The following is a 17516-nucleotide window of genomic DNA, read 5'->3' as shown; positions in this document are numbered from 1 at the left end:
CGTCAGCGTGACGCTGGCGACACCGGATAACCGGATGATTCCTGTCGGTGGTGGCCCCTAGGCTTCCTCGCATGCTGCGGATGTCCACCATGCTGCTCAAGACCCTGCGCGAGGAGCCGGCCGAGGCGGAGGTGCCGAGTCACCGGCTGCTGCTGCGGGCCGGTTACATCCGGCGCTCGGCTCCGGGCGGCTACACCTGGCTGCCGCTCGGCAAACTGGTGCTGGACCGGATCACCGCGATCGTCCGCGCGGAGATGGCAGCGATCGGCGGCCAGGAGGTGTCCTTCCCCGCCCTGCTCCCCCGCGAGCCGTACGACGTGACCGGCCGCTGGACTGAGTACGGCGACGATCTGTTCACCCTCAAGGACCGCCGCGGCGCCGACTTCCTGCTGGCGCCCACCCACGAGGAGATGTTCGCCCTGCTGGTGCAGGACATGACCAGCTCCTACCGGGACTTCCCGCTGATCCTCTTCCAGGTGCAGACCAAGTTCCGCGACGAGGCCCGCCCGCGCGCCGGTCTGCTGCGCGGCCGCGAGTTCCTGATGAAGGACGCGTACTCGTTCGACCTCTCCGACGCCGGTCTGGCCGAGTCGTACGCCCGGCACCGCGCGGCGTACCAGCGCATCTTCGACCGCCTCGGCCTCGACCACACCATCGTGTCGGCCATGTCCGGGGCGATGGGCGGCTCGGCGTCGGAGGAGTTCCTGGCCACCTCCGAGGTGGGCGAGGACACATTCGTGGCCTGCACCACCTGTGGCTACGCGGCCAACACCGAGGCTGTGGTGACCCCGGTCTCCCCTGTCCCGGAGCGCGAGCACCGCCCGCTGACCGTCCACGACACTCCGGAGACCCCGACGATCGCCGCGCTCGTCGAGCTGGCCAACCAGCAGGCCCTCGACGGCCGCACCGACTGGACCGCGGCCGACACCCTCAAGAACGTCGTCGTCACCGTGCACCACCCGGGCCGGGAGGACAGCCTGCTGGTCATCGGCGTGCCGGGCGACCGCGAGGTCGACCTCAAGCGGCTGGACGCGGCCCTGAGCCCGGCGACCGCCACCATGTTCGACGACTTCGCCGCCCGGCCCGACCTGGTCAAGGGCTACATCGGCCCGCAGGGTCTCGAGCTGCGCTATCTCGCCGACCCCCGGGTGGCGCCCGGCACCGCCTGGCTCACCGGCGCCAACGAGCCCGGCCGGCACGCGACCTCGGTGGTCGCCGGCCGCGACTTCACTCCCGACGGCACCATCGAGGCGGCCGAGGTCCGCGCCGGCGACGGCTGCCCGGCCTGCGGCGAGGGCGAGCTGGCCATCCGGCGCGGCATCGAGATCGGGCACATCTTCCAGCTCGGCTGCCGCTACACCGACGTCTTCGCGGTCGACGTGCTCGGCGCGGACGGCAAGCCGGTGCGCCCGACCATGGGCAGCTACGGCATCGGGGTCTCCCGCGCGGTCGCCGCCGTCGCCGAGCAGCACCACGACGACCGGGGTCTGCTCTGGCCGGACGAGGTGGCCCCGGCCGACGTGCACGTCATCGCGGCCGGCAAGGACGGCCAGATCGACGCCGCCCTGGCTCTGGCCGCGGAGCTGGAAGCCCAGGGCCTGCGGGTGCTGGTCGACGACCGGCCGCAGCTGTCGGCCGGCGTCAAGTTCACCGACGCCGAGCTGATCGGCATCCGTCGCACCGTGGTGGTCGGCCGCCGGCTGGCCGAGGGGTACGCCGAGATCCGCGACCGCCGCACGAACGAGCGACACGACATACCGCTCGCCGACGTGGTGCGTGTAACGATCGGATAGCACGGGTACGGGCTGGGCACGAGTGACACGAGAACGGGGAGGTCACCACACATGGCGAGGACCACGGTCGCTGAGGTCATGACCAGGCGGGTGGTCTACCTGCCGGGCGACACCATGCTGGACGAGGCGGCGCAGGCGATGCGCGACCAGTCCATCGGCGACGTCGTGGTGACCGCGGGCCCGACCATCTCCGGGCTGGTCACCGATCGCGACATCGTGGTCCGGGCCATTGCCGACGGCCGGCCACCGAAGTCGACGACCCTGGCCTCGATCGCCAGCCAGGAGCTGATCATGATCGAGCAGTCGGCCGGGGTGGACGAGGCCATCCAGGCGATGCGCGAGCGCGGCGTCCGCCGGCTGCTCGTCTGCGACGCGGACCGCAACGTGGTCGGCATCATCAGCCTCAGTGATCTGGCCCTCGTGCCGACCGCGGCCGCGGCCTGACCCCCTCGACGTAAGGTCGGAGCCGTGAGCGACATGCCTGCCAAACTGGCCGAGATCGTGGACGACTTCGCCTCCGCACCGCGCGACGTGGTGCTGGAAATGCTGCTGGAGTTCTCCGACGCGGTGCCCGCGCTGCCCGACTCCCTCAAGGGCCACGAGGGTATGGAGCAGGTGCCGGAATGCCAGACGCAGTTCTTCCTGCGCGCCGAGGTGCAGCCCGACGACACGGTCCGCACCTACTTCGACTGCCCGCCCGAGGCGCCGACGACGCGGGCCTTCGCGGGCATCCTCGCCGAGGGTCTGGAGGGCGCGTCGACCAGCGAGATCCTGGCGGTGCCGGACGACCTCTACAACCGGATGGGGCTGGCCACGGCGATCAGCCCGCTGCGGATTCGCGGGGGCACGGCGATCCTCGGGCGGCTCAAGCGGCAGATCCGCGAGCAGTCCCCAGCCGACCGCCCCAACGCCACCCTTGACCGGATTGAAGAATCTTGAACATAGAGATCTGGTACGACCTCGTCTGTCCCTGGTGCTATCTGGGCAAGCGCCGGCTGGAGGCGGTGCTGCTCGGTTTCCCCGGGGGCGCGTCGATGACCTTCCGGGCGTACCAGCTCGATCCGGCGCCGGTCCCGGCGCCGCTGCCGATCTGGCAGGCCATGACGGCCAAGGTCGGCGACCCGCGGCAGGTCGACCAGATGATCGCGCACGTGACGGCGATCGTCCGCGGTGAAGGGCTGCCGCTCGACTACGAGCGGGCGGTGGCGGCCAACACGTTCGACGCCCACCGGTTGGTGGCCTGGGCGGCGGCGCAGGAGCTCCAGCTCAACATGATCGAGACCTTGCAGCACGCGCACTTCGCGCAGGGCGCCGATCTCGGCTCGCACGCCGTGCTGGCCCAGCTGGCCGGGTCGATCGGCCTCGACGCGCGGGCGGCGTTCGCCTATCTGAACTCGCCGGCCGGCACGGATGCGGTCAACGCTGATCTGACCGAGGCTCGCGAGCTGGGGATCACCAGCGTGCCGACCTACGTGGTCGACCGAAGGTTCGTCATCCAGGGTGCGCAGGAGCCGGCGGCGCTGCGTTCGGCTCTGGAGGAGATTGCCCGGCGAGAGGCCGTCGATTCCGCTCGATGAGCGGTCTGCGCTTCCCCGCTCACCGCTCCACCGCTCACCGCTCCACCGCTCCACCGCTCACTGTTTCACGTGAAACGTTATTGATCGTGGTGGATGGGTCGGATCATGGCGATTCGGTGCTCGGGGTCGAGGCCGTGGGCGGCTTCCTCGATCATCAGCGCCCGCAGCTCGGGCCCTTGCTCGGCGCCCGGCAGCACGGTGAAGCCGAGCCGCTCGTAGTAGGGGCCGTTCCACTGCACGTCGCGGAAGGTCGTCAGAGTGAGGGCGGGTAGGCCCTGACCGGCGGCCCAGCGTTCGACGTGGTCGATCAGGGCGCGGCCGATCCGCTGGTGGGCGTGGTCGGGATGGACGCTGACCTGCTCGATGTGCGCGTTGCCGTCGACCCGCTTGACCAGGATGAAGGCGACCGGCCGGCCGGTGTGACCGACAGCCACCCAGGAGAGGCCGGCACGCTGGTATCCAGTCAGAACCTCGACGGTGGGTACCGGGTCATCGGCTATGTCGGTCATGCCGACGGCGCGGAAGAACTCACCGGCGGCCAGCTCGATCCGCTGGATGACGGCCAGGTCGGCGGGCCGCGTCGGCCGGATCTCCATCACGCCCCCGACCGAACCAGGACCACGTCAGCCGGTCCACCCATTCCACTCGCGGTCCGGTTGCGGCCTGCGCGCCACGATCACGCCCGGCCAGATGTCGCCGGCGAGCCCCGTCGACCGCGCTGCGCGCCAGGATCAAACCCCGGTCGGATCTCGCGAGCGAGCCCGTCAACCGCGCTGCGCGCCAGGATCAAACCCCGGTCGGATCTCGCGAGCGAGCCCGTCAACCGCGCTGCGCGCCAGGATCACGCCCTGGTCAGATTTCGCGGGCGAGTCCGTCGATGACCTCAGCGCCGGGCAGCGCCCCCAGCGCCGGCCCCGCGATGGCGATCTTGCTGTGCCGCACTCCCGAGCCGATGATCACGTGCGGCGTCGCGACGACCCGCGCGTCGACCAGCACCGGCCACGACTGCGGCAGCCCGATCGGCGTGATGCCCCCGTACTCCATGCCCGTGAGCCGCACCGCGTCGTCCATCGGCGCGAAGCTCGCCTTGCGCACGTCCAGGTGCCGGCGCACGATCCCGTTCACATCGGCACGGGTGGTCGCCAGGACCACGCAGGCCGCGTACCGGGTGAGCTCGCCGCGGCGGCCGGCCACGATCACGCAGTTGGCCGACTCCCCGAGCGTCACGCCGTACGCCTCGCAGAAAGCGGCCGTGTCGGCCAGGTCCGCATCGATGGGCGCGACCAACACCTGGTCCCCGTCGATGGGCGCCTCCGCCGGCCACACCTCCAGCGCGGCTGCGACCGGCGCCGCGAGCAGGTCGAGGCGGGACATCGCGGGTTCGAGCTTCAGGGTTCCGATCACGTCGGACATCCTCCCCCGAACCGCCCTCGGATAACCAGAAAGTCCCCCCGCTCCTCAGGCCCGGCGCGATCTTGCCGACTGTCAGTGGGTGTGGAGGAGAGACGCAGCGCACGGGTCGGGACCGTCAGCGGTCTCGCTCTACTGGCCGGCGGCACGGCCGTCGCGGCAGTGGCCGGCGGCGCCCACTCCGTCTTCTCCACCGTGCTGCTCGGCCTGCTCGCTCTCGGGATGGGCCACGCGCTCCTGACGGAGATCCAGCGGCAGGCCCGCCGCTGCGGCCTCGGCGGCTGGGCCGCCCAGGACACGATCAACACGGCGTTGCTCGCCTGCTGGGCGGTGGGCGCGCTGAGCATGACGCTCCTGGCCGTCGCGCCGATCATGGTCCGGGCCGTGGGGGCCCTGCTGACCCTGGGGTACGCGCTGAGCTGCGCCTACTTCGTCCTCGAACGCCGCCGCACGATCACGTTGCCGGCCGCCGAGGCCGCGGCCACCCCCGCGGACCAGTAACCGGGTCAGTCCACCGGCAGCGCGACGATCATCGGCGGGATCGGCAGGCCGGGCCCGTCCGGGCGTACGTCGGGCAGCGGCACCCAGTCCAGCCCGACCGGCAGCGGACCACCGACGTGCGCCCCGAGCTGCGGCTCACCGTCCGCCACGGTCACCGCGAACACCGACGTCATCCCCGACGGGTACGGCGTGTCCAGCAGGTACCGCGCTTCCTTGACCACCAGGCCGACCTCTTCGAGCACCTCACGGCGTACCGCATCCTCGGCGGTCTCGCCGGGGTCGATGCCGCCGCCGGGCAGCGTCCACCATTCCCGGTTGCCGTCACGCAGGCTGCGCTCGTGCACCATCAATACCCGGCCGTCCCGCACGATGATGGCCGCGGCTCGCTTCCGTCCACTCACGAATGAAGGCTAACTGTCAGACCGTGGCCATATGGTCACGGGTAACCGACGCGAATGCCTGTCTCCTGGCCCTGCCGACCCCGCCGACCGGCGCTTTTTCGGCGGTCGGCCGACCCGGGCACCACCTGGCCGTGGCAACGGTCACATCGATGCACCTGACCACTCTCGACGGGTCGGCGGCATGTGGCTGGTGCCGTCGCGACGCGCGCGCACGCACAACACCTGGTTGACCCCGATCCGCGCCTGCTCGAACGACATCGCCGAAGCCGCCATGTACAACCGCCAGACCCGGGCCCGTCCCGCCCCCGCCAGCCGCACCGCCGTTGACCAGTTCGCTTCCAGGTTGGCCACCCACGCCCGCAATGTCTTCGCGTAGTGCTCACGCAACGCCTGCACGTCACGGACCTCGAAGCCGGCTTCCTCCAGCAGCGACACCGTCGTCCCCAGCGGCGCCAGCTCCCCGTCCGGGAAGACGTACGCGTCGATGAAGGAGCGCCGCTTCCGTTCCGCCGGGGGAGCCGGGTGCAGGGCCGCGATCTGGTGGTTGAGCAGCCGCCCGCCCGGCTTGAGCTGCCGGAACAGGATGGCGGCGTACTCGGCGTACGGGCCGGTGCCGACGTGCTCGGCCATGCCCACGCTGGAGATGGCGTCGAACGGGCCGTCGTCGACGTCGCGGTAGTCCTGGATCCGGATCTCCACGTGCGCGGTGAGCCCGGCCTCGGCCACCTGCTTGCGGGCGTGGTCGGCCTGTTCGGCCGACAGCGTGATGCCGACGACGTCGACGCCGTACTCGCGGGCCGCGTGCAGCGCGAGGCCACCCCAGCCGCAGCCGACGTCCAACAGCCGCATGCCCGGTCTGAGCTCCAGCTTGCGGCAGATCAGGTCGAGCTTGTCGCGCTGCGCGTCGGCCAGCTGGTAGCCGGCGTCCGTGCTGGTCCAGTAGGCGCAGGAGTAGACCATGGTCTCGCCGAGCACGAGCCGGTAGAAGTCGTTGCCGACGTCGTAGTGGTGGGTGATCGCCTGACGGTCGCGGCCCCGGCTGTGCCGCGAGCCGCGCATCGCGATCTCCTCCGGCGGCGGCTTGGGCTGCGGTCCGAGCAGGCCGAGGCGTACGAGCTCAGCGGCGACGGCACGTTTCGGCAGCCCCTGGACGTCGGCACCGCGGAAGATCAGCGCGGCGAGCCGGCCGAGCGCGTCGTAGAGGTCACCCTCCACGTCGAGGTCGCCGGAGACGTACGCCCGGGCCAGGCCGAGCTCGTCGGGCCGCCAGATGAGCCGGCGGAGGGCGCGTCTGTTCCGGATGATCAAGATCGGCGTACCCGTGGGGCCGGTCTCGGATCCGTCCCAGGCGCGGAGGCGGACCGGCAAGGGCGACTGCAGCAGGTTTTCCAGCAGTTCGCGCAGCTGGACGGCGGTGGAAGAAGGCATTGAACCTCCCGGATGCCGACAGGAACTTAGTAGGGCTAACTATTCACCCGGCAACCTTCGGCCAGAAGAGGCTGTGACGCACGAGTCAGTCAGACGCTGCGCAGCACCCGCTCGAACTTCTCCGGCGGCATCGACCGGGCGTGGTCCCGCCGGCTCTCGGCGAACGCCGCCACCACCGCCCGCCGTTCGCTCTCCGGCAGAATCCCGGCAAACGGCGACGACTTCCGCAGCTCGACGGCGTAGGCGGCCGACGAGGTCAGCGCCTCCAGCACGGCCTCGACCCCCTGGTCCAGCACGGCGTCCCACCGGTCCAGCCACTCCCACGCCCGGCCCTCGGGGTGGATCCGCCGCAGCCGGCGCAGGTTGATGGCCGCGGCGGCCAGCACCGCCCCGGGATTGCGGACCAGCCGGCCGGCGACGGCCCGGTGCAGCCACAGCGTCTCGAGCTGGTCCCGGTCCATCCGCGGCTGGATCAGAGCCTCGGCGTCGCAGCGGCGGATGCGCCGCCGCGAGCCGATCATCACGTACGGCAGCAGCCCCCGCAGGCAGAGGTCAACCACATGCGCCCGCGACGAACGCAGCAGCACAGCCGCCTCGCCAGTCGTCAACCACTCTCGTGTGCGCATCGTCACACGTGGATATTGACCGGGTGCCCCGACCCACCGCAACAACCGAACGGCTCTTGACTCTTTCACCAGGCAGCCGCCTCAATGGATCGGCTGCGGCGCCGGTGGAGGTGGTGCGCCCCCGTAAACTTCGGCGGGTGATCGTGCGGATGGCCGGCGCGGCGGATGTGGCGGCGCTCGCGGAGCTGCGGGACCTCGGGCCGGACCAACTGGCGGCGTTCGCCGGCTGGATGAAAACCCATGCGGAGACGCACCTCCCGTTCGTCGCCGAGGTCGACGGGTCCGTGGTCGGCAGCGCCTGGCTGCACGTCGCGGAGCGGGTCCCCGGCCACGAGTCGCAGAACCGCTGGTACGGCGACGTCCAGTCGGTCATGGTCCACCCGGAACACCGCAACCAGGGCGTCGGCGCGGCGCTGATGGCCGCGATCCTGGCTGAGGCGGTTCGCCGGGACCTGGAACACGTGACCGTCCACTCGGGCCGCCGCGCAGTCGACTTCTACCTGCGCAACGGCTTCAGCCACCATCGCCAGATCCTCATCTGGGAACCAGTTTCCGGCGCTTCGTCGATTCCCGGGCAAGGCGTTCGTAGCACAGACGAGAGGTGACCGGAGAAGGTCGCCGGGACAAGGGAGTCATGGGATGACCCGATACCTGATCTCGTTCAACGAAGGCGCGATGGACCACATCCCCGCCGAGGAGATGGCCGACGTGGCCAAGGCCTCACACGCGGTGGTCCAGGAAGCGGTCAACGCCGGCGTGTGGGTGTACGGCGCCGGCCTCGAAAGGCAGCGGGCGAGCGTCGTGGCCACGAACGGGACGGTGACCGACGGTCCGTACCCGGAGACCAAGGAGATCATCGGCGGCTTCTCGGTCGTCGAGGTCGCCTCCCGCGAGGAGGCGCTGGAGTGGGCGGCGAAGATTGCCGCCAGTTGCCGGTGCGCGCAGGAGGTCCGGGAGCTCTTGCCGGACCCGGAGACCGACGCGATGGTCCGCGACAACAACACGCGATAGCGCCCGGCCTCCGGTCGGCGTGCGGGCGCCGAGTCTGATGTGGTGAAGCCCGGCGCCCGAGGGCCGGCGGGCAAGATGCCATGATCGCCTCGTGTCGCTGTGGGACGTCGTCTGGCGCTTCGGGATTCCGCTCGTCGTGGTCGGCGGCGCCGCGGCTGCTGTCTACGTCGGCCTCTCCGACCCGCCCGACACCTTCTCCCGGCCACGCGGCTGGCAGTGGGCGTGGGTCGGGATCTGGCTCATGATGGCCGGCGACGCGGCCTTCGGTGAGAACCGGTGGTGGTTCGAGCGCACCTGCAAGGGCACTGCCGCGCTGCTCTTCGCCGTAGCCGTCGGAGCTGCCGCATGGCGCCACCATCGATGGCGGATGCGTGTACGAAGCGCGGAGCCTCCACTTCAGTGACCCGCCCGGGACCCTCCGCCCGATGGACGCTCCCACGTCGGTGTGCTCGGATCACAGAATGCGATTCGACCTGGAGACGAAGGCCTCGCCGGAGCAGGTGCGCCGCGCCCTCATGGACTTCACCGATCGCCGGCCGCACATTTGGAATCGCACCCTGGACGCGAAGGAGTACGAGCTACGCGAGCAGGGCGACACCTGGGCGACCGCTCGGGAGAGCACTCCCGGATCACCGTTCTGGGTCGTTGCCCGCTACGACTGGTCCGAGCCGGCCTTGATCCGCTGGACCGTCCTGGAGAGCAGCTACAGCGGCCACGGCGACGGCTTCGTAAAGATCGAGCCCGGCGACAACGGAGGCAGCCGACTACACGTCGAGTGGGACAGTACGGGAGCCCGCATCTTGCAACGGCCGCTGCTGTTTCTGCTGCATCACGGCCCGATGGGTCGGATGATCTCGCGGATGTGGGCCTCGGCACTCGACCGGTATGCCCAGAGCGACCCGGGCTAGAAGGCTGCGCTGGTTTGTGGAGCCCAGGGGACTTGAACCCCTAACCCCCGCCTTGCAAAGGCGGTGCTCTGCCAGTTGAGCTAGGGCCCCCGGTAGGTGGGGCTCAGCGCAGGTCGGGCGCCGTCGTCGCCTCGTGCCACAGGGCGCGCTCGTCGCTGGAGGCCTTGACCCTCTTGACGACCAGGGCCGCCGCGCCGACGACGCCGGCAACGATCAGGAGCTTCTTCAGCATGGCTGGATCCCCTTACATCTGCGGCGGGAGGTGATGCTTGGTGGGGCTAGCTGGAATCGAACCAGCGACCTCAGAGTTATCAGCTCTGCGCTCTAACCGACTGAGCTATAGCCCCGTGACAGCGACACGAAGATTACCGTACCCCGTGGCGCTACCCAAAATTGGGGGCGGCCGCCGTGCCGGACACGGCGGCCGCAACCACGATCGGGGTGGATCAGTCGCGCTCGGCGAGCGTCAGCTCGACGCCGCCGACCAGGTCGGCGCACACGTTGTAGATGAACGCGCCCAGCGTGGCCAGTGCGGTGAAGAGCACCACGTTGACCGCGCCGATCAGCATCGACGTGCCGATGACGCCCCAGGCGGTGATGCGGAAGCCGCCGCCGGCCGCCGCGGCCTCGGTGCCGCCGCCGGTGGTGTTCACCAGGCTCTGCAGGCTGTTGTTGACCGTCTGCCAGACGCCCATGGCGTCTAGCGAGAGGTACAGCACCGAGGTGGCCACGACCACGACGATGAACAGGACCACAGACACGGCGAAGGCGAACTTCATCACGGACCAGGGGTCGATCCGCTTGAGGTTCAGCCGGGCCCGGCGCGGGCCACGCGCCGCGGCCGACGTCACCGTCGAGCGCGCGGAACGGACCGCCTCGGAGACCCGGGCGGCGCCGACAGCGGCCGAACCGCTGGCGGCCGCGTTGCCCGCCGGGCGTTTGGGGGCCTCAGCAGGGCGCTGGGGCGCGGCACCGGGCTTCGCCTGGGGCTGAACCCCGGTGCGCCCGGCCTGCGCGCCCTGCGGCGCTGCTGCGGACCCGCCGCTCTTGCCCTTGGTGACGATCGGCACCGTGGCCGAGCCCTTGGCGACCGAAGGGCCCGCCGGGGCGGCCGATGGCCGCTTCTGCTCGGCCTGACCGTCACTGTCGGCGGGCGGTTCACCCGGCGGCGGGGCCATGCCCGGCGCACGGGTGAACTTCGGCTGGGACGGGGCATCGGCGGGTACCGCCGCGCGGCCGGCTCCCTCGCGTCCGGTCGGTGCGGCGCCGTCCTTCTTCGGCTCCGCGTCGACCGGAGATGCCGAGGATCCCGGGCCCCCCGACTTCGCCTGTGTCTCCGGCATCAACTAGTCCTGTTCGTCAGGCTCGTCGGCATTGCGAGCAAGCGCCACGATGGTTACACCTTCTGGGAGGTCCATCAGCTTGACCCCCATTGTGTTCCGATCCCGCGTGCGCCGTACAGGCTTCACGGGAGTCCGGATGACACCACCATTGCTGGTGATGGCAAATAGTTCATCCTCCGGGTCGATCACGAGCGCTCCGACGAGCCCACCACGACGCTCCGTGATCTTGGCCGTCAGCACACCCTTGCCGCCCCGGCCCTGCACCGGATACTCCTCGATCGGCGTCCGCTTCGCATACCCGCCGTTGGTTGCCACCAAAACGTCCATGCCCTCACGAACCACCTCCATCGCGAGGAGTTCGTCCGCCTCGCTGAAGCGCATGCCGATCACGCCCGAGGTCGCCCGCCCCATCGGCCGCAGCGCCTCGTCGGTCGCGTTGAACCGGATGGCCTGAGCCTTCTTCGAGACCAGGAGCAGGTCGTTCTCCGGCGCGGCCAGCGTGGCGCCCACCAATTCGTCATCCTCCCGCAGGTTGATGGCGATGATGCCACCGCTGCGGTTGGAGTCAAATTCCTCGAGGCGGGTCTTCTTCACGAGGCCATTCTTGGTGGCGAGCACAAGGTAGGGCTCGACCTGGTAGTCCGGGATCTGGATGACCTGCGCGATGTGCTCGTCCGGAAGGAAGGCGAGCAGGTTGGCGACGTGCTGGCCCTTGGCGACGCGGTTGGCCTCGGGCAGCTCGTAGGCCTTCGCGCGGTAGACCCGGCCCTTGTTGGTGAAGAACAGGATCCACGAGTGCGTGGAGATCACGAAGAAGTGGCTGACGATGTCGTCCTGACGCAAGGATGCGCCGCTCACGCCCTTGCCGCCGCGCTTCTGCGAGCGGTACAGGTCGACCTTCGTGCGCTTCGCGTAGCCAGTTCGTGTGATCGTCACCACAACGTCCTCGCGGGCGATGAGGTCCTCCATCGAGACCTCGCCGTCGAAGGGGATGATCTGGGTCTTGCGGTCGTCACCGAAGCGGGCCACGATCTCGGCCAGCTCGTCGGAGACGATCGCCCGCTGCCGCTCGGGCTTGGCCAGGATGTCCTTGAGGTCGGCGATCTCGAGCTCGATGCGGGCCAGCTCGTCGATGATCTTCTGCCGCTCCAGCGCCGCCAGGCGCCGCAGCTGCATGTCCAGGATCGCGGTGGCCTGGATCTCGTCGACGTCGAGCAGCTGCATCAGGCCCTGGCGGGAGTCCTCGACCGTGGGCGAGCGCCGGATCAGGGCGATCACCTCGTCGAGCATGTCCAGCGCCTTGACCAGGCCGCGCAGGATGTGCGCGCGCTCCTCGGCCTTGCGCAGGCGGTAGGCCGTGCGCCGGCGGATGACGTCGATCTGGTGGTCGACGTAGTGGCGGATGAACTGGGCCAGGTTGAGCGTGCGCGGCACCCCGTCGACCAGCGCCAGCATGTTGGCGCCGAAGGTCTCCTGCAGCTGGGTGTGCTTGTAGAGGTTGTTCAGCACGACCTTGGCGACCGCGTCGCGCTTCAGGACCAGGATCAACCGCATTCCGGTACGCCCGGACGACTCGTCGCGGATGTCGGCGATCCCGGTGAGTTTGCCCTCCTTGACCAGCTCGGCTACCCGTTCGGCCAGGTTGTCGGGGTTCACCTGGTACGGCAGCTCGGTGACGACCAGGCACGGCCGGCCCCGGGCGTCCTCCTCGACCTCGACCACAGCGCGCATCCGGATCGAACCACGGCCGGTGCGGTACGCGTCCTGAATCGCCTGCTGGCCGACGATCAGGCCGCGGGTCGGGAAGTCGGGTCCCTTGACGATGCCCAGGATCGCCTCGAGCGTGGTGGCCTCGTCCGCCTCCGGGTTGTCCAGGTACCACTGGACGGCGGCGGCGATCTCCCGCAGGTTGTGCGGCGGGATCTTGGTGGCCATCCCGACCGCGATGCCCTCGGACCCGTTGACCAGCAGGTTCGGGAACCGCGCGGGCAGGATCGTGGGTTCCTTGGCCCGGCCGTCGTAGTTGTCCTGCATGTCGACGGTGTCCTCGTCGATGTCCCGCAGCATCTCCATGGCGAGCGGCGAGAGCTTCGACTCGGTGTAGCGCATGGCGGCCGGCGGGTCGTTGCCCGGCGAGCCGAAGTTGCCGTTGCCGTCGATCAGCGGGTAACGCAGCGACCACGGCTGGCCCATCCGGACCAGGGCGTCGTAGATCGAGGAGTCACCGTGCGGGTGGTAGTTACCCATGACGTCGCCGACGACGCGGGCGCACTTGACGTAGCCGCGGTCGGGGCGGAAGCCGGCGTCGTACATCGCGTACAGGATCTTGCGGTGCACCGGCTTGAGGCCGTCCCGCACGTCCGGCAGCGCCCGACCGACGATGACGCTCATCGCGTAGTCGAGGTACGAGCGCTGCATCTCGACTTCGAGGCCGACCGGCTCGACCCGCTGGCTCACTCCGCCGCCGGGCAGGTCCTGGGGTTCCTCGGCGGGAGTCTCGGGAGTATCCGTCACAGTTAACCCTTACTAACAGTCAAACCCGACAAACGGCGTCAGGCTACGCATTTCGCTGTGGATAACGTTGTGGAAAGCGGTGATTCGCTGTGCATAACCCGAGGTGAGCGGCGTCAAGTGACGCCGCTCACCCGTACCTCAGATGTCGAGGAACCGCACGTCCTTGGCGTTGCGCTGGATGAACGAGCGCCGCGCCTCGACGTCCTCACCCATCAGGACGCTGAACAGCTCGTCCGCGGTTGCGGCGTCGTCGAGGGTCACCTGCTTCAGCGTGCGGGAGCCCGGGTCCATCGTCGTGTCCCACAGCTCGCGGAAGTTCATCTCGCCGAGACCCTTGAACCGCTGGATGTCGTCCGGCTTGGCGTTCGCCTTCTTCTGCTGGCGCAGCTCGATCAGGCCGTCCCGCTCCCGGTCGGAGTAGGCGTACTGGGCGTCGTCGCCGCGCTTGTTCCACTTGATCTTGTAGAGCGGCGGGGCGGCCAGGTAGACGTGGCCCAGCTCGACCAGCGGTCGCATGAAGCGGAACAGCAGGGTGAGCAGCAGCGTCTGGATGTGCTGGCCGTCCACGTCGGCATCGGCCATCAGCACCACCTTGTGGTAGCGCAGCTTGGCGACGTCGAACTCCTCGTGGATGCCGGTGCCGAGGGCCGTGATCAGCGACTGGACCTCGTTGTTCTTCAGCACCCGGTCGATCCGGGCCTTCTCCACGTTGAGGATCTTGCCGCGGATCGGCAGGATCGCCTGGATCTGGCTGTCGCGGCCCTGCTTGGCCGAACCGCCGGCCGAGTCGCCCTCGACGATGAACAGCTCGGAGACCCGCGGGTCAGTCGACTGGCAGTCGGCCAGCTTGCCCGGCATCGAGCCGGACTCCAGCAGCGACTTGCGCCGGGCCAGCTTGCGGGCCTGCTGCGCGGCGATCCGGGCCCGGGCGGCCTGCGAGGCCTTGGTGATGATCTGCTTCGCGTCGGCCGGGTTGCGGTCGAACCAGTCCGCGATCTGCTCGTTGGCGATCTTCTGGACGAAGCTCTTCATGTTGGTGTTGCCGAGCTTGGTCTTGGTCTGACCCTCGAACTGCGGGTTGGTCAGCTTCACCGAGATGATCGCGGCCAGGCCCTCGCGGATGTCCTCACCGGAGAGCTTCTCGTCGCCCTTGAGGAACTTCTTCTCGGCGCCGTACCGGTTGACGATGCTGGTCAGCGCGGCCCGGAAGCCCTCCTCGTGGGTGCCACCCTCGTGGGTGTTGATCGTGTTGGCGAAGGTGTAGACCGACTCGCCGTACGACTCGTTCCACTGCATGGCGATCTCGAGAGCCATGCCCTCGTCGTTCGCCTCGGCCTCGAACTCGATCACCGTCTTGTGGATCGGGGCCTTGGTCTGGTTGAGGTGGCGCACGAAGTCGGCGATGCCGTTCTCGTACATGAAGGTGACCTCGCGGGCCTTGCCGTCCTCGTCGACGAACTCGGGCCGCCGGTCGACCAGGTTGATCGTCAGGGCCTTGTTGAGGAAGGCGTACTCCTGGATCCGGCGGTAGATCGTCTGCCAGTCGAACTCGACCGTCTCGAAGATCGTCGGGTCCGGCCAGAACTGGACCATCGAACCGGTGCGCGAGGTGGTCTCGCCCTTCTCCAGCGGGCCCGGCTTGGAGGCGGTGTAGTGCTGCCGGTAGACGTTGCCCGACTTGTGGATCTCCACGAACATCTTGGTGGAGAGGGCGTTGACCACCGACACACCGACGCCGTGCAGACCGCCGGAGACCGCGTACGCCTTGCCGTCGAACTTGCCACCCGCGTGCAGGACCGTCAGTGCGACCTCGACGCCGGGCTTCTTCAGCTTGGGGTGCAGGTCGACCGGGAAACCGCGGCCGTTGTCGGTCACGGAGACGCCGCCGTCCGGCAGCAGGACGACGTCGATGGTGTCGCAGTAGCCGGCGAGCGCCTCGTCGACGGCGTTGTCCACAACTTCCCAGACCAGGTGGTGCAGGCCCCGCTCGCCCGTGGAACCGATGTACATACCGGGGCGCTTGCGGACCGCCTCGAGACCTTCGAGCACGGTGATGGAACCGGCACCGTATTCCTGCGTGTTCTCTGCCACCCTCGGCCACTTTCTCGCGCCGGCCCGCGCGAGGCGGGCTGGTCACGGGGTTGGCGGGCGGCCGGCGGCCACCGACGGGCAGGGCGAGCCACCGGCGACGAGCCGCGGGAAGAAGGCGGACCACCGGTGGAGCCGAGCGCGCCGGTCGCCGCGGTCACCCGCGGATCGTGATCGGCTGGAAAAATCGCGTAGCGTGACGGAGTGCCGTCACGGGGCGGACTTTCCCGGTCTCCGTCGATTCTACTCCGTCGGAGCGAGTTGTAGAGGGTCCGGCACCCTCGTCCGGGTACCTCAGATTGCCGTAGCGCGATTGAGGGCCACTCCCACGAGTCCCCCTACACGGAATGCGAGCCCCCCGCAACGGCGAACCGTTCGACGCCCGGACCCCGAGGCGCGCCTCCTCGCGGGTGGGGCCACGCGCTGCGACACTGCCTGACGACAACAGGCGACGGTGTCGTAACCTCGCCCGCGCGGCCCGGTACACGGCCGGACGGGTCCGCAGCCCGGCAGTTCGAGGAGAGGTGAGCCCGCCATGGCGCTGGACAAGGGGCTGGACAACGTCGCCGTGCACTGGCCGCGGACCAACCGGTTCTACGACCCGGTCGCCCCCGCGGAGTTCGTCGACTTCGGCGCCGTCGCGGACGCGCCGGACATCGCCGCGCCCACCGGCGCGCTCGCGCTGCACATCGCCAAGACCGGCACGGTACGGGCAACCGCCTACACAGAGCTCGTCGACCTGCTGCTGGGGCTGGAAGGCGTCCTCTACGCCACCGACGCAGCCGCGGAGGACGAGGACCCGGTCATCGACCCGGACGGCTGCGCCTGGATCGCCGGCGGGCTGGAACGCTTCGTGGAAGGCCACCAGCCGTACGGCGACCTGGTCACCTTCGACAGCGTGGCGAACGTGATGCGGGCCGCGGTGGCCGGTGGACGCCTCGCCGAGCAGCAGCTGCGCTGGCTGGACCAGCGGCTGGCGGCGCTACGGGACGAGGCGGGCAACGCACCGCACTGGAGCTTCGCCCGTACGGAATTGGCGGTGCTGTCGGGCTTCTACCGCCGCTGCGCCGAGCGGGGCTTCGCGGTCTTCGCCGACTACTGAGCCGCCCGGACCGTCAGCCGTACGTGTCGCGCGGGCCGCGGCCCTGCACCCGGCGCGGGCCTTTCGCCCAGGACGGCGCCGCCGGGCCGTGGATGTTGAGCTTGGTGACCACGTTGTGGCCGACCTCGGCGGCGATGCGCTTGAGCAGGTTGCCGGCGAGCAGGCGGAGCTGGGTCGCCCACGCGGTCGACTCCGCCTCCACGGTGAGCACGCCGGCGTCGAGCTTGACCGGGCGGCTGTGCTGGGCGACGTCCGGGCCGACGACCTTTTCCCAGGCGCCGAAGACCTTGGCCTCGGCGGCCGGCTTCTGCCAGCCGCGCTGCTTCATGATCCGCTCGAGCATCACGCCGAAGAGCTGCGGATCGCGCGGATCCGGCCCGGGGCCGGAATAGCCGCGCAGGCGGCGGCCGGTGCCTTCGTCATTTCCGGTACGGCGGCGCGGCGCCTGTTGAGCGGCCCGCCGCCTGGCGAGCGCGGCGTCCAGGACCGCTCGGGCAAGCTCGGGCCCGACCGCTGTCCCGCCGTCCGCCGCGACTCCTGGTGCACTCGCTGAGCCCGCCGGACCACTGTCACCGGCGCGCCCGTCAGAACCGGGGGTCGCACTGTCGGCCCGGCCGGGGGTAGGTCTGCCGGCGTCTACCGACGGCTCCGCCGCGACGCCCTTGCCGCTCCCCGAGCTGTCGGAACCGGGGGCCGCGCTGCCTGCCCGGGCGCGGACTGGTCTGCCGGTGCCACCGGCCCGCGCGTCCGCGCTGCCTCCCCGGGGTCGGGCGGGTCTGTCGGTGCCCGGGGCCCATGATGCCGGCTTGCGGCC

General features: G+C 69.9%; 20 protein-coding genes and 2 tRNA genes. 10 read left to right on the top strand and 12 right to left on the bottom strand.

All coding sequences use genetic code 11. The features are described 5' to 3' along the window. The first annotated feature begins 71 nt into the window (after nucleotides 1-71). The 4 genes from ACZ6S4_RS21185 to ACZ6S4_RS21170 are packed head-to-tail and all read left to right on the top strand — an operon-like array spanning nucleotide 72 to nucleotide 3370. The gene (locus ACZ6S4_RS21185; protein ID WP_465476571.1) at nucleotides 72-1793 is read left to right on the top strand and encodes a proline--tRNA ligase; all 1722 of its coding nucleotides are present in this window, start codon (nucleotides 72-74) and stop codon (nucleotides 1791-1793) included. Nucleotides 1794-1844: 51 nt separating this feature from the next. Next, entirely contained in the window at nucleotides 1845-2237 is a 393-nt protein-coding gene (locus ACZ6S4_RS21180) for a CBS domain-containing protein (RefSeq protein ID WP_465476570.1), read from the top strand. 24 nt (nucleotides 2238-2261) lie between these two features. After that, nucleotides 2262-2732, top strand: a complete 471-nt coding sequence (locus ACZ6S4_RS21175) for a SufE family protein (RefSeq protein WP_465476569.1) — start codon at nucleotides 2262-2264, stop codon at nucleotides 2730-2732. Beyond that, nucleotides 2729-3370: a DsbA family oxidoreductase gene (locus tag ACZ6S4_RS21170; protein WP_465476568.1), complete on the top strand. Its 642-nt coding sequence runs from the start codon at nucleotides 2729-2731 to the stop codon at nucleotides 3368-3370. The genes ACZ6S4_RS21175 and ACZ6S4_RS21170 overlap by 4 nt, the downstream gene beginning before the upstream one ends. Nucleotides 3371-3447: 77 nt before the next feature. Here ACZ6S4_RS21170 and ACZ6S4_RS21165 read toward each other — a convergent pair whose 3' ends face one another. Together ACZ6S4_RS21165 and ACZ6S4_RS21160 are read right to left on the bottom strand one after the other, a co-directional pair. Then, nucleotides 3448-3966, bottom strand: a complete 519-nt coding sequence (locus tag ACZ6S4_RS21165; RefSeq protein ID WP_465476646.1) for a GNAT family N-acetyltransferase — start codon at nucleotides 3964-3966, stop codon at nucleotides 3448-3450. 256 nt (nucleotides 3967-4222) lie between these two features. After that, nucleotides 4223-4771, bottom strand: coding sequence for a YbaK/EbsC family protein (locus ACZ6S4_RS21160; RefSeq protein ID WP_465476645.1), 549 nt, complete (start codon nucleotides 4769-4771; stop codon nucleotides 4223-4225). A 93-nt stretch (nucleotides 4772-4864) separates the two neighbouring features. Here ACZ6S4_RS21160 and ACZ6S4_RS21155 point away from each other — a divergent pair, with 93 nt between their 5' ends. Continuing rightward, a complete protein-coding gene (locus ACZ6S4_RS21155) occupies nucleotides 4865-5281 on the top strand; it encodes a hypothetical protein (RefSeq protein ID WP_465476567.1) in 417 nt (138 codons plus the stop codon). 5 nt (nucleotides 5282-5286) lie between these two features. On the opposite strand, the gene ACZ6S4_RS21150 is transcribed toward ACZ6S4_RS21155, so the two are convergent. From ACZ6S4_RS21150 to ACZ6S4_RS21140, 3 genes are all read right to left on the bottom strand, one after another. After that, a complete protein-coding gene (locus tag ACZ6S4_RS21150) occupies nucleotides 5287-5682 on the bottom strand; it encodes an NUDIX hydrolase (protein ID WP_360814312.1) in 396 nt (131 codons plus the stop codon). Between the two features lie 141 nt (nucleotides 5683-5823). After that, the gene (locus ACZ6S4_RS21145) at nucleotides 5824-7110 is read right to left on the bottom strand and encodes a class I SAM-dependent methyltransferase (protein WP_465476566.1); all 1287 of its coding nucleotides are present in this window, start codon (nucleotides 7108-7110) and stop codon (nucleotides 5824-5826) included. An 89-nt stretch (nucleotides 7111-7199) separates the two neighbouring features. Further along, nucleotides 7200-7718 carry an excisionase family DNA-binding protein gene (locus ACZ6S4_RS21140; protein WP_465476565.1) on the bottom strand — a complete coding sequence of 173 codons (519 nt, stop codon included), beginning with the start codon at nucleotides 7716-7718 and terminating at the stop codon, nucleotides 7200-7202. A 26-nt stretch (nucleotides 7719-7744) separates the two neighbouring features. Here ACZ6S4_RS21140 and ACZ6S4_RS21135 point away from each other — a divergent pair, with 26 nt between their 5' ends. From ACZ6S4_RS21135 to ACZ6S4_RS21120, 4 genes are all read left to right on the top strand, one after another. Then, on the top strand, nucleotides 7745-8341 hold the full coding sequence (locus ACZ6S4_RS21135; RefSeq protein ID WP_465476564.1) for a GNAT family N-acetyltransferase: 597 nt from the start codon (nucleotides 7745-7747) through the stop codon (nucleotides 8339-8341). Nucleotides 8342-8375: 34 nt separating this feature from the next. Beyond that, nucleotides 8376-8747, top strand: coding sequence for a YciI family protein (locus ACZ6S4_RS21130; protein WP_465476563.1), 372 nt, complete (start codon nucleotides 8376-8378; stop codon nucleotides 8745-8747). 91 nt (nucleotides 8748-8838) lie between these two features. Next, nucleotides 8839-9150 carry a hypothetical protein gene (locus ACZ6S4_RS21125; protein ID WP_465476562.1) on the top strand — a complete coding sequence of 104 codons (312 nt, stop codon included), beginning with the start codon at nucleotides 8839-8841 and terminating at the stop codon, nucleotides 9148-9150. A 58-nt stretch (nucleotides 9151-9208) separates the two neighbouring features. Beyond that, nucleotides 9209-9655, top strand: coding sequence for an SRPBCC family protein (locus tag ACZ6S4_RS21120; RefSeq protein ID WP_465476561.1), 447 nt, complete (start codon nucleotides 9209-9211; stop codon nucleotides 9653-9655). 17 nt (nucleotides 9656-9672) lie between these two features. Here ACZ6S4_RS21120 and ACZ6S4_RS21115 read toward each other — a convergent pair. The 6 genes from ACZ6S4_RS21115 to gyrB all read right to left on the bottom strand — a co-directional run bounded on the left by ACZ6S4_RS21115 (nucleotide 9673) and on the right by gyrB (nucleotide 15603). Further along, nucleotides 9673-9745 (bottom strand) — tRNA-Ala (locus tag ACZ6S4_RS21115). Between the two features lie 13 nt (nucleotides 9746-9758). Then, nucleotides 9759-9887: a DLW-39 family protein gene (locus tag ACZ6S4_RS21110; protein WP_360546700.1), complete on the bottom strand. Its 129-nt coding sequence runs from the start codon at nucleotides 9885-9887 to the stop codon at nucleotides 9759-9761. 38 nt (nucleotides 9888-9925) lie between these two features. Continuing rightward, a tRNA-Ile gene (locus tag ACZ6S4_RS21105) sits at nucleotides 9926-10002 on the bottom strand. Nucleotides 10003-10101: 99 nt separating this feature from the next. Beyond that, nucleotides 10102-10998 carry a DUF3566 domain-containing protein gene (locus ACZ6S4_RS21100; protein ID WP_465476560.1) on the bottom strand — a complete coding sequence of 299 codons (897 nt, stop codon included), beginning with the start codon at nucleotides 10996-10998 and terminating at the stop codon, nucleotides 10102-10104. A gap of 3 nt (nucleotides 10999-11001) precedes the next feature. Then, nucleotides 11002-13512 (bottom strand): DNA gyrase subunit A, encoded by a 2511-nt coding sequence (gene gyrA / locus ACZ6S4_RS21095; protein ID WP_465476559.1) that lies wholly within the window; start codon nucleotides 13510-13512, stop codon nucleotides 11002-11004. Nucleotides 13513-13650: 138 nt separating this feature from the next. Further along, nucleotides 13651-15603: a DNA topoisomerase (ATP-hydrolyzing) subunit B gene (gyrB, locus tag ACZ6S4_RS21090; protein ID WP_465476558.1), complete on the bottom strand. Its 1953-nt coding sequence runs from the start codon at nucleotides 15601-15603 to the stop codon at nucleotides 13651-13653. A gap of 532 nt (nucleotides 15604-16135) precedes the next feature. Here gyrB and ACZ6S4_RS21085 point away from each other — a divergent pair. Beyond that, the gene (locus ACZ6S4_RS21085; protein WP_360546693.1) at nucleotides 16136-16702 is read left to right on the top strand and encodes a hypothetical protein; all 567 of its coding nucleotides are present in this window, start codon (nucleotides 16136-16138) and stop codon (nucleotides 16700-16702) included. Nucleotides 16703-16715: 13 nt separating this feature from the next. Here ACZ6S4_RS21085 and ACZ6S4_RS21080 read toward each other — a convergent pair whose 3' ends face one another. After that, nucleotides 16716-17186 (bottom strand): DciA family protein, encoded by a 471-nt coding sequence (locus ACZ6S4_RS21080; protein WP_465476644.1) that lies wholly within the window; start codon nucleotides 17184-17186, stop codon nucleotides 16716-16718. Nucleotides 17187-17516 lie beyond the last annotated feature (330 nt).

It is taken from the genome of Actinoplanes sp. NPDC051405 (assembly GCF_055586185.1).
This window is presented reverse-complemented; position numbering and strand designations above follow the sequence as displayed.

Coding starts and splice junctions, on each gene's coding strand:
- ACZ6S4_RS21185 (WP_465476571.1), top strand. CDS start 72: ATGCTGCGGATGTCCACCATGCTGCTCAAGACCCTGCGCGAGGAGCCG.
- ACZ6S4_RS21180 (WP_465476570.1), top strand. CDS start 1,845: ATGGCGAGGACCACGGTCGCTGAGGTCATGACCAGGCGGGTGGTCTAC.
- ACZ6S4_RS21165 (WP_465476646.1), bottom strand. CDS start 3,966: ATGGAGATCCGGCCGACGCGGCCCGCCGACCTGGCCGTCATCCAGCGG.
- ACZ6S4_RS21145 (WP_465476566.1), bottom strand. CDS start 7,110: ATGCCTTCTTCCACCGCCGTCCAGCTGCGCGAACTGCTGGAAAACCTG.
- ACZ6S4_RS21130 (WP_465476563.1), top strand. CDS start 8,376: ATGACCCGATACCTGATCTCGTTCAACGAAGGCGCGATGGACCACATC.
- ACZ6S4_RS21120 (WP_465476561.1), top strand. CDS start 9,209: ATGCGATTCGACCTGGAGACGAAGGCCTCGCCGGAGCAGGTGCGCCGC.
- ACZ6S4_RS21110 (WP_360546700.1), bottom strand. CDS start 9,887: ATGCTGAAGAAGCTCCTGATCGTTGCCGGCGTCGTCGGCGCGGCGGCC.
- ACZ6S4_RS21100 (WP_465476560.1), bottom strand. CDS start 10,998: ATGCCGGAGACACAGGCGAAGTCGGGGGGCCCGGGATCCTCGGCATCT.
- ACZ6S4_RS21085 (WP_360546693.1), top strand. CDS start 16,136: ATGGCGCTGGACAAGGGGCTGGACAACGTCGCCGTGCACTGGCCGCGG.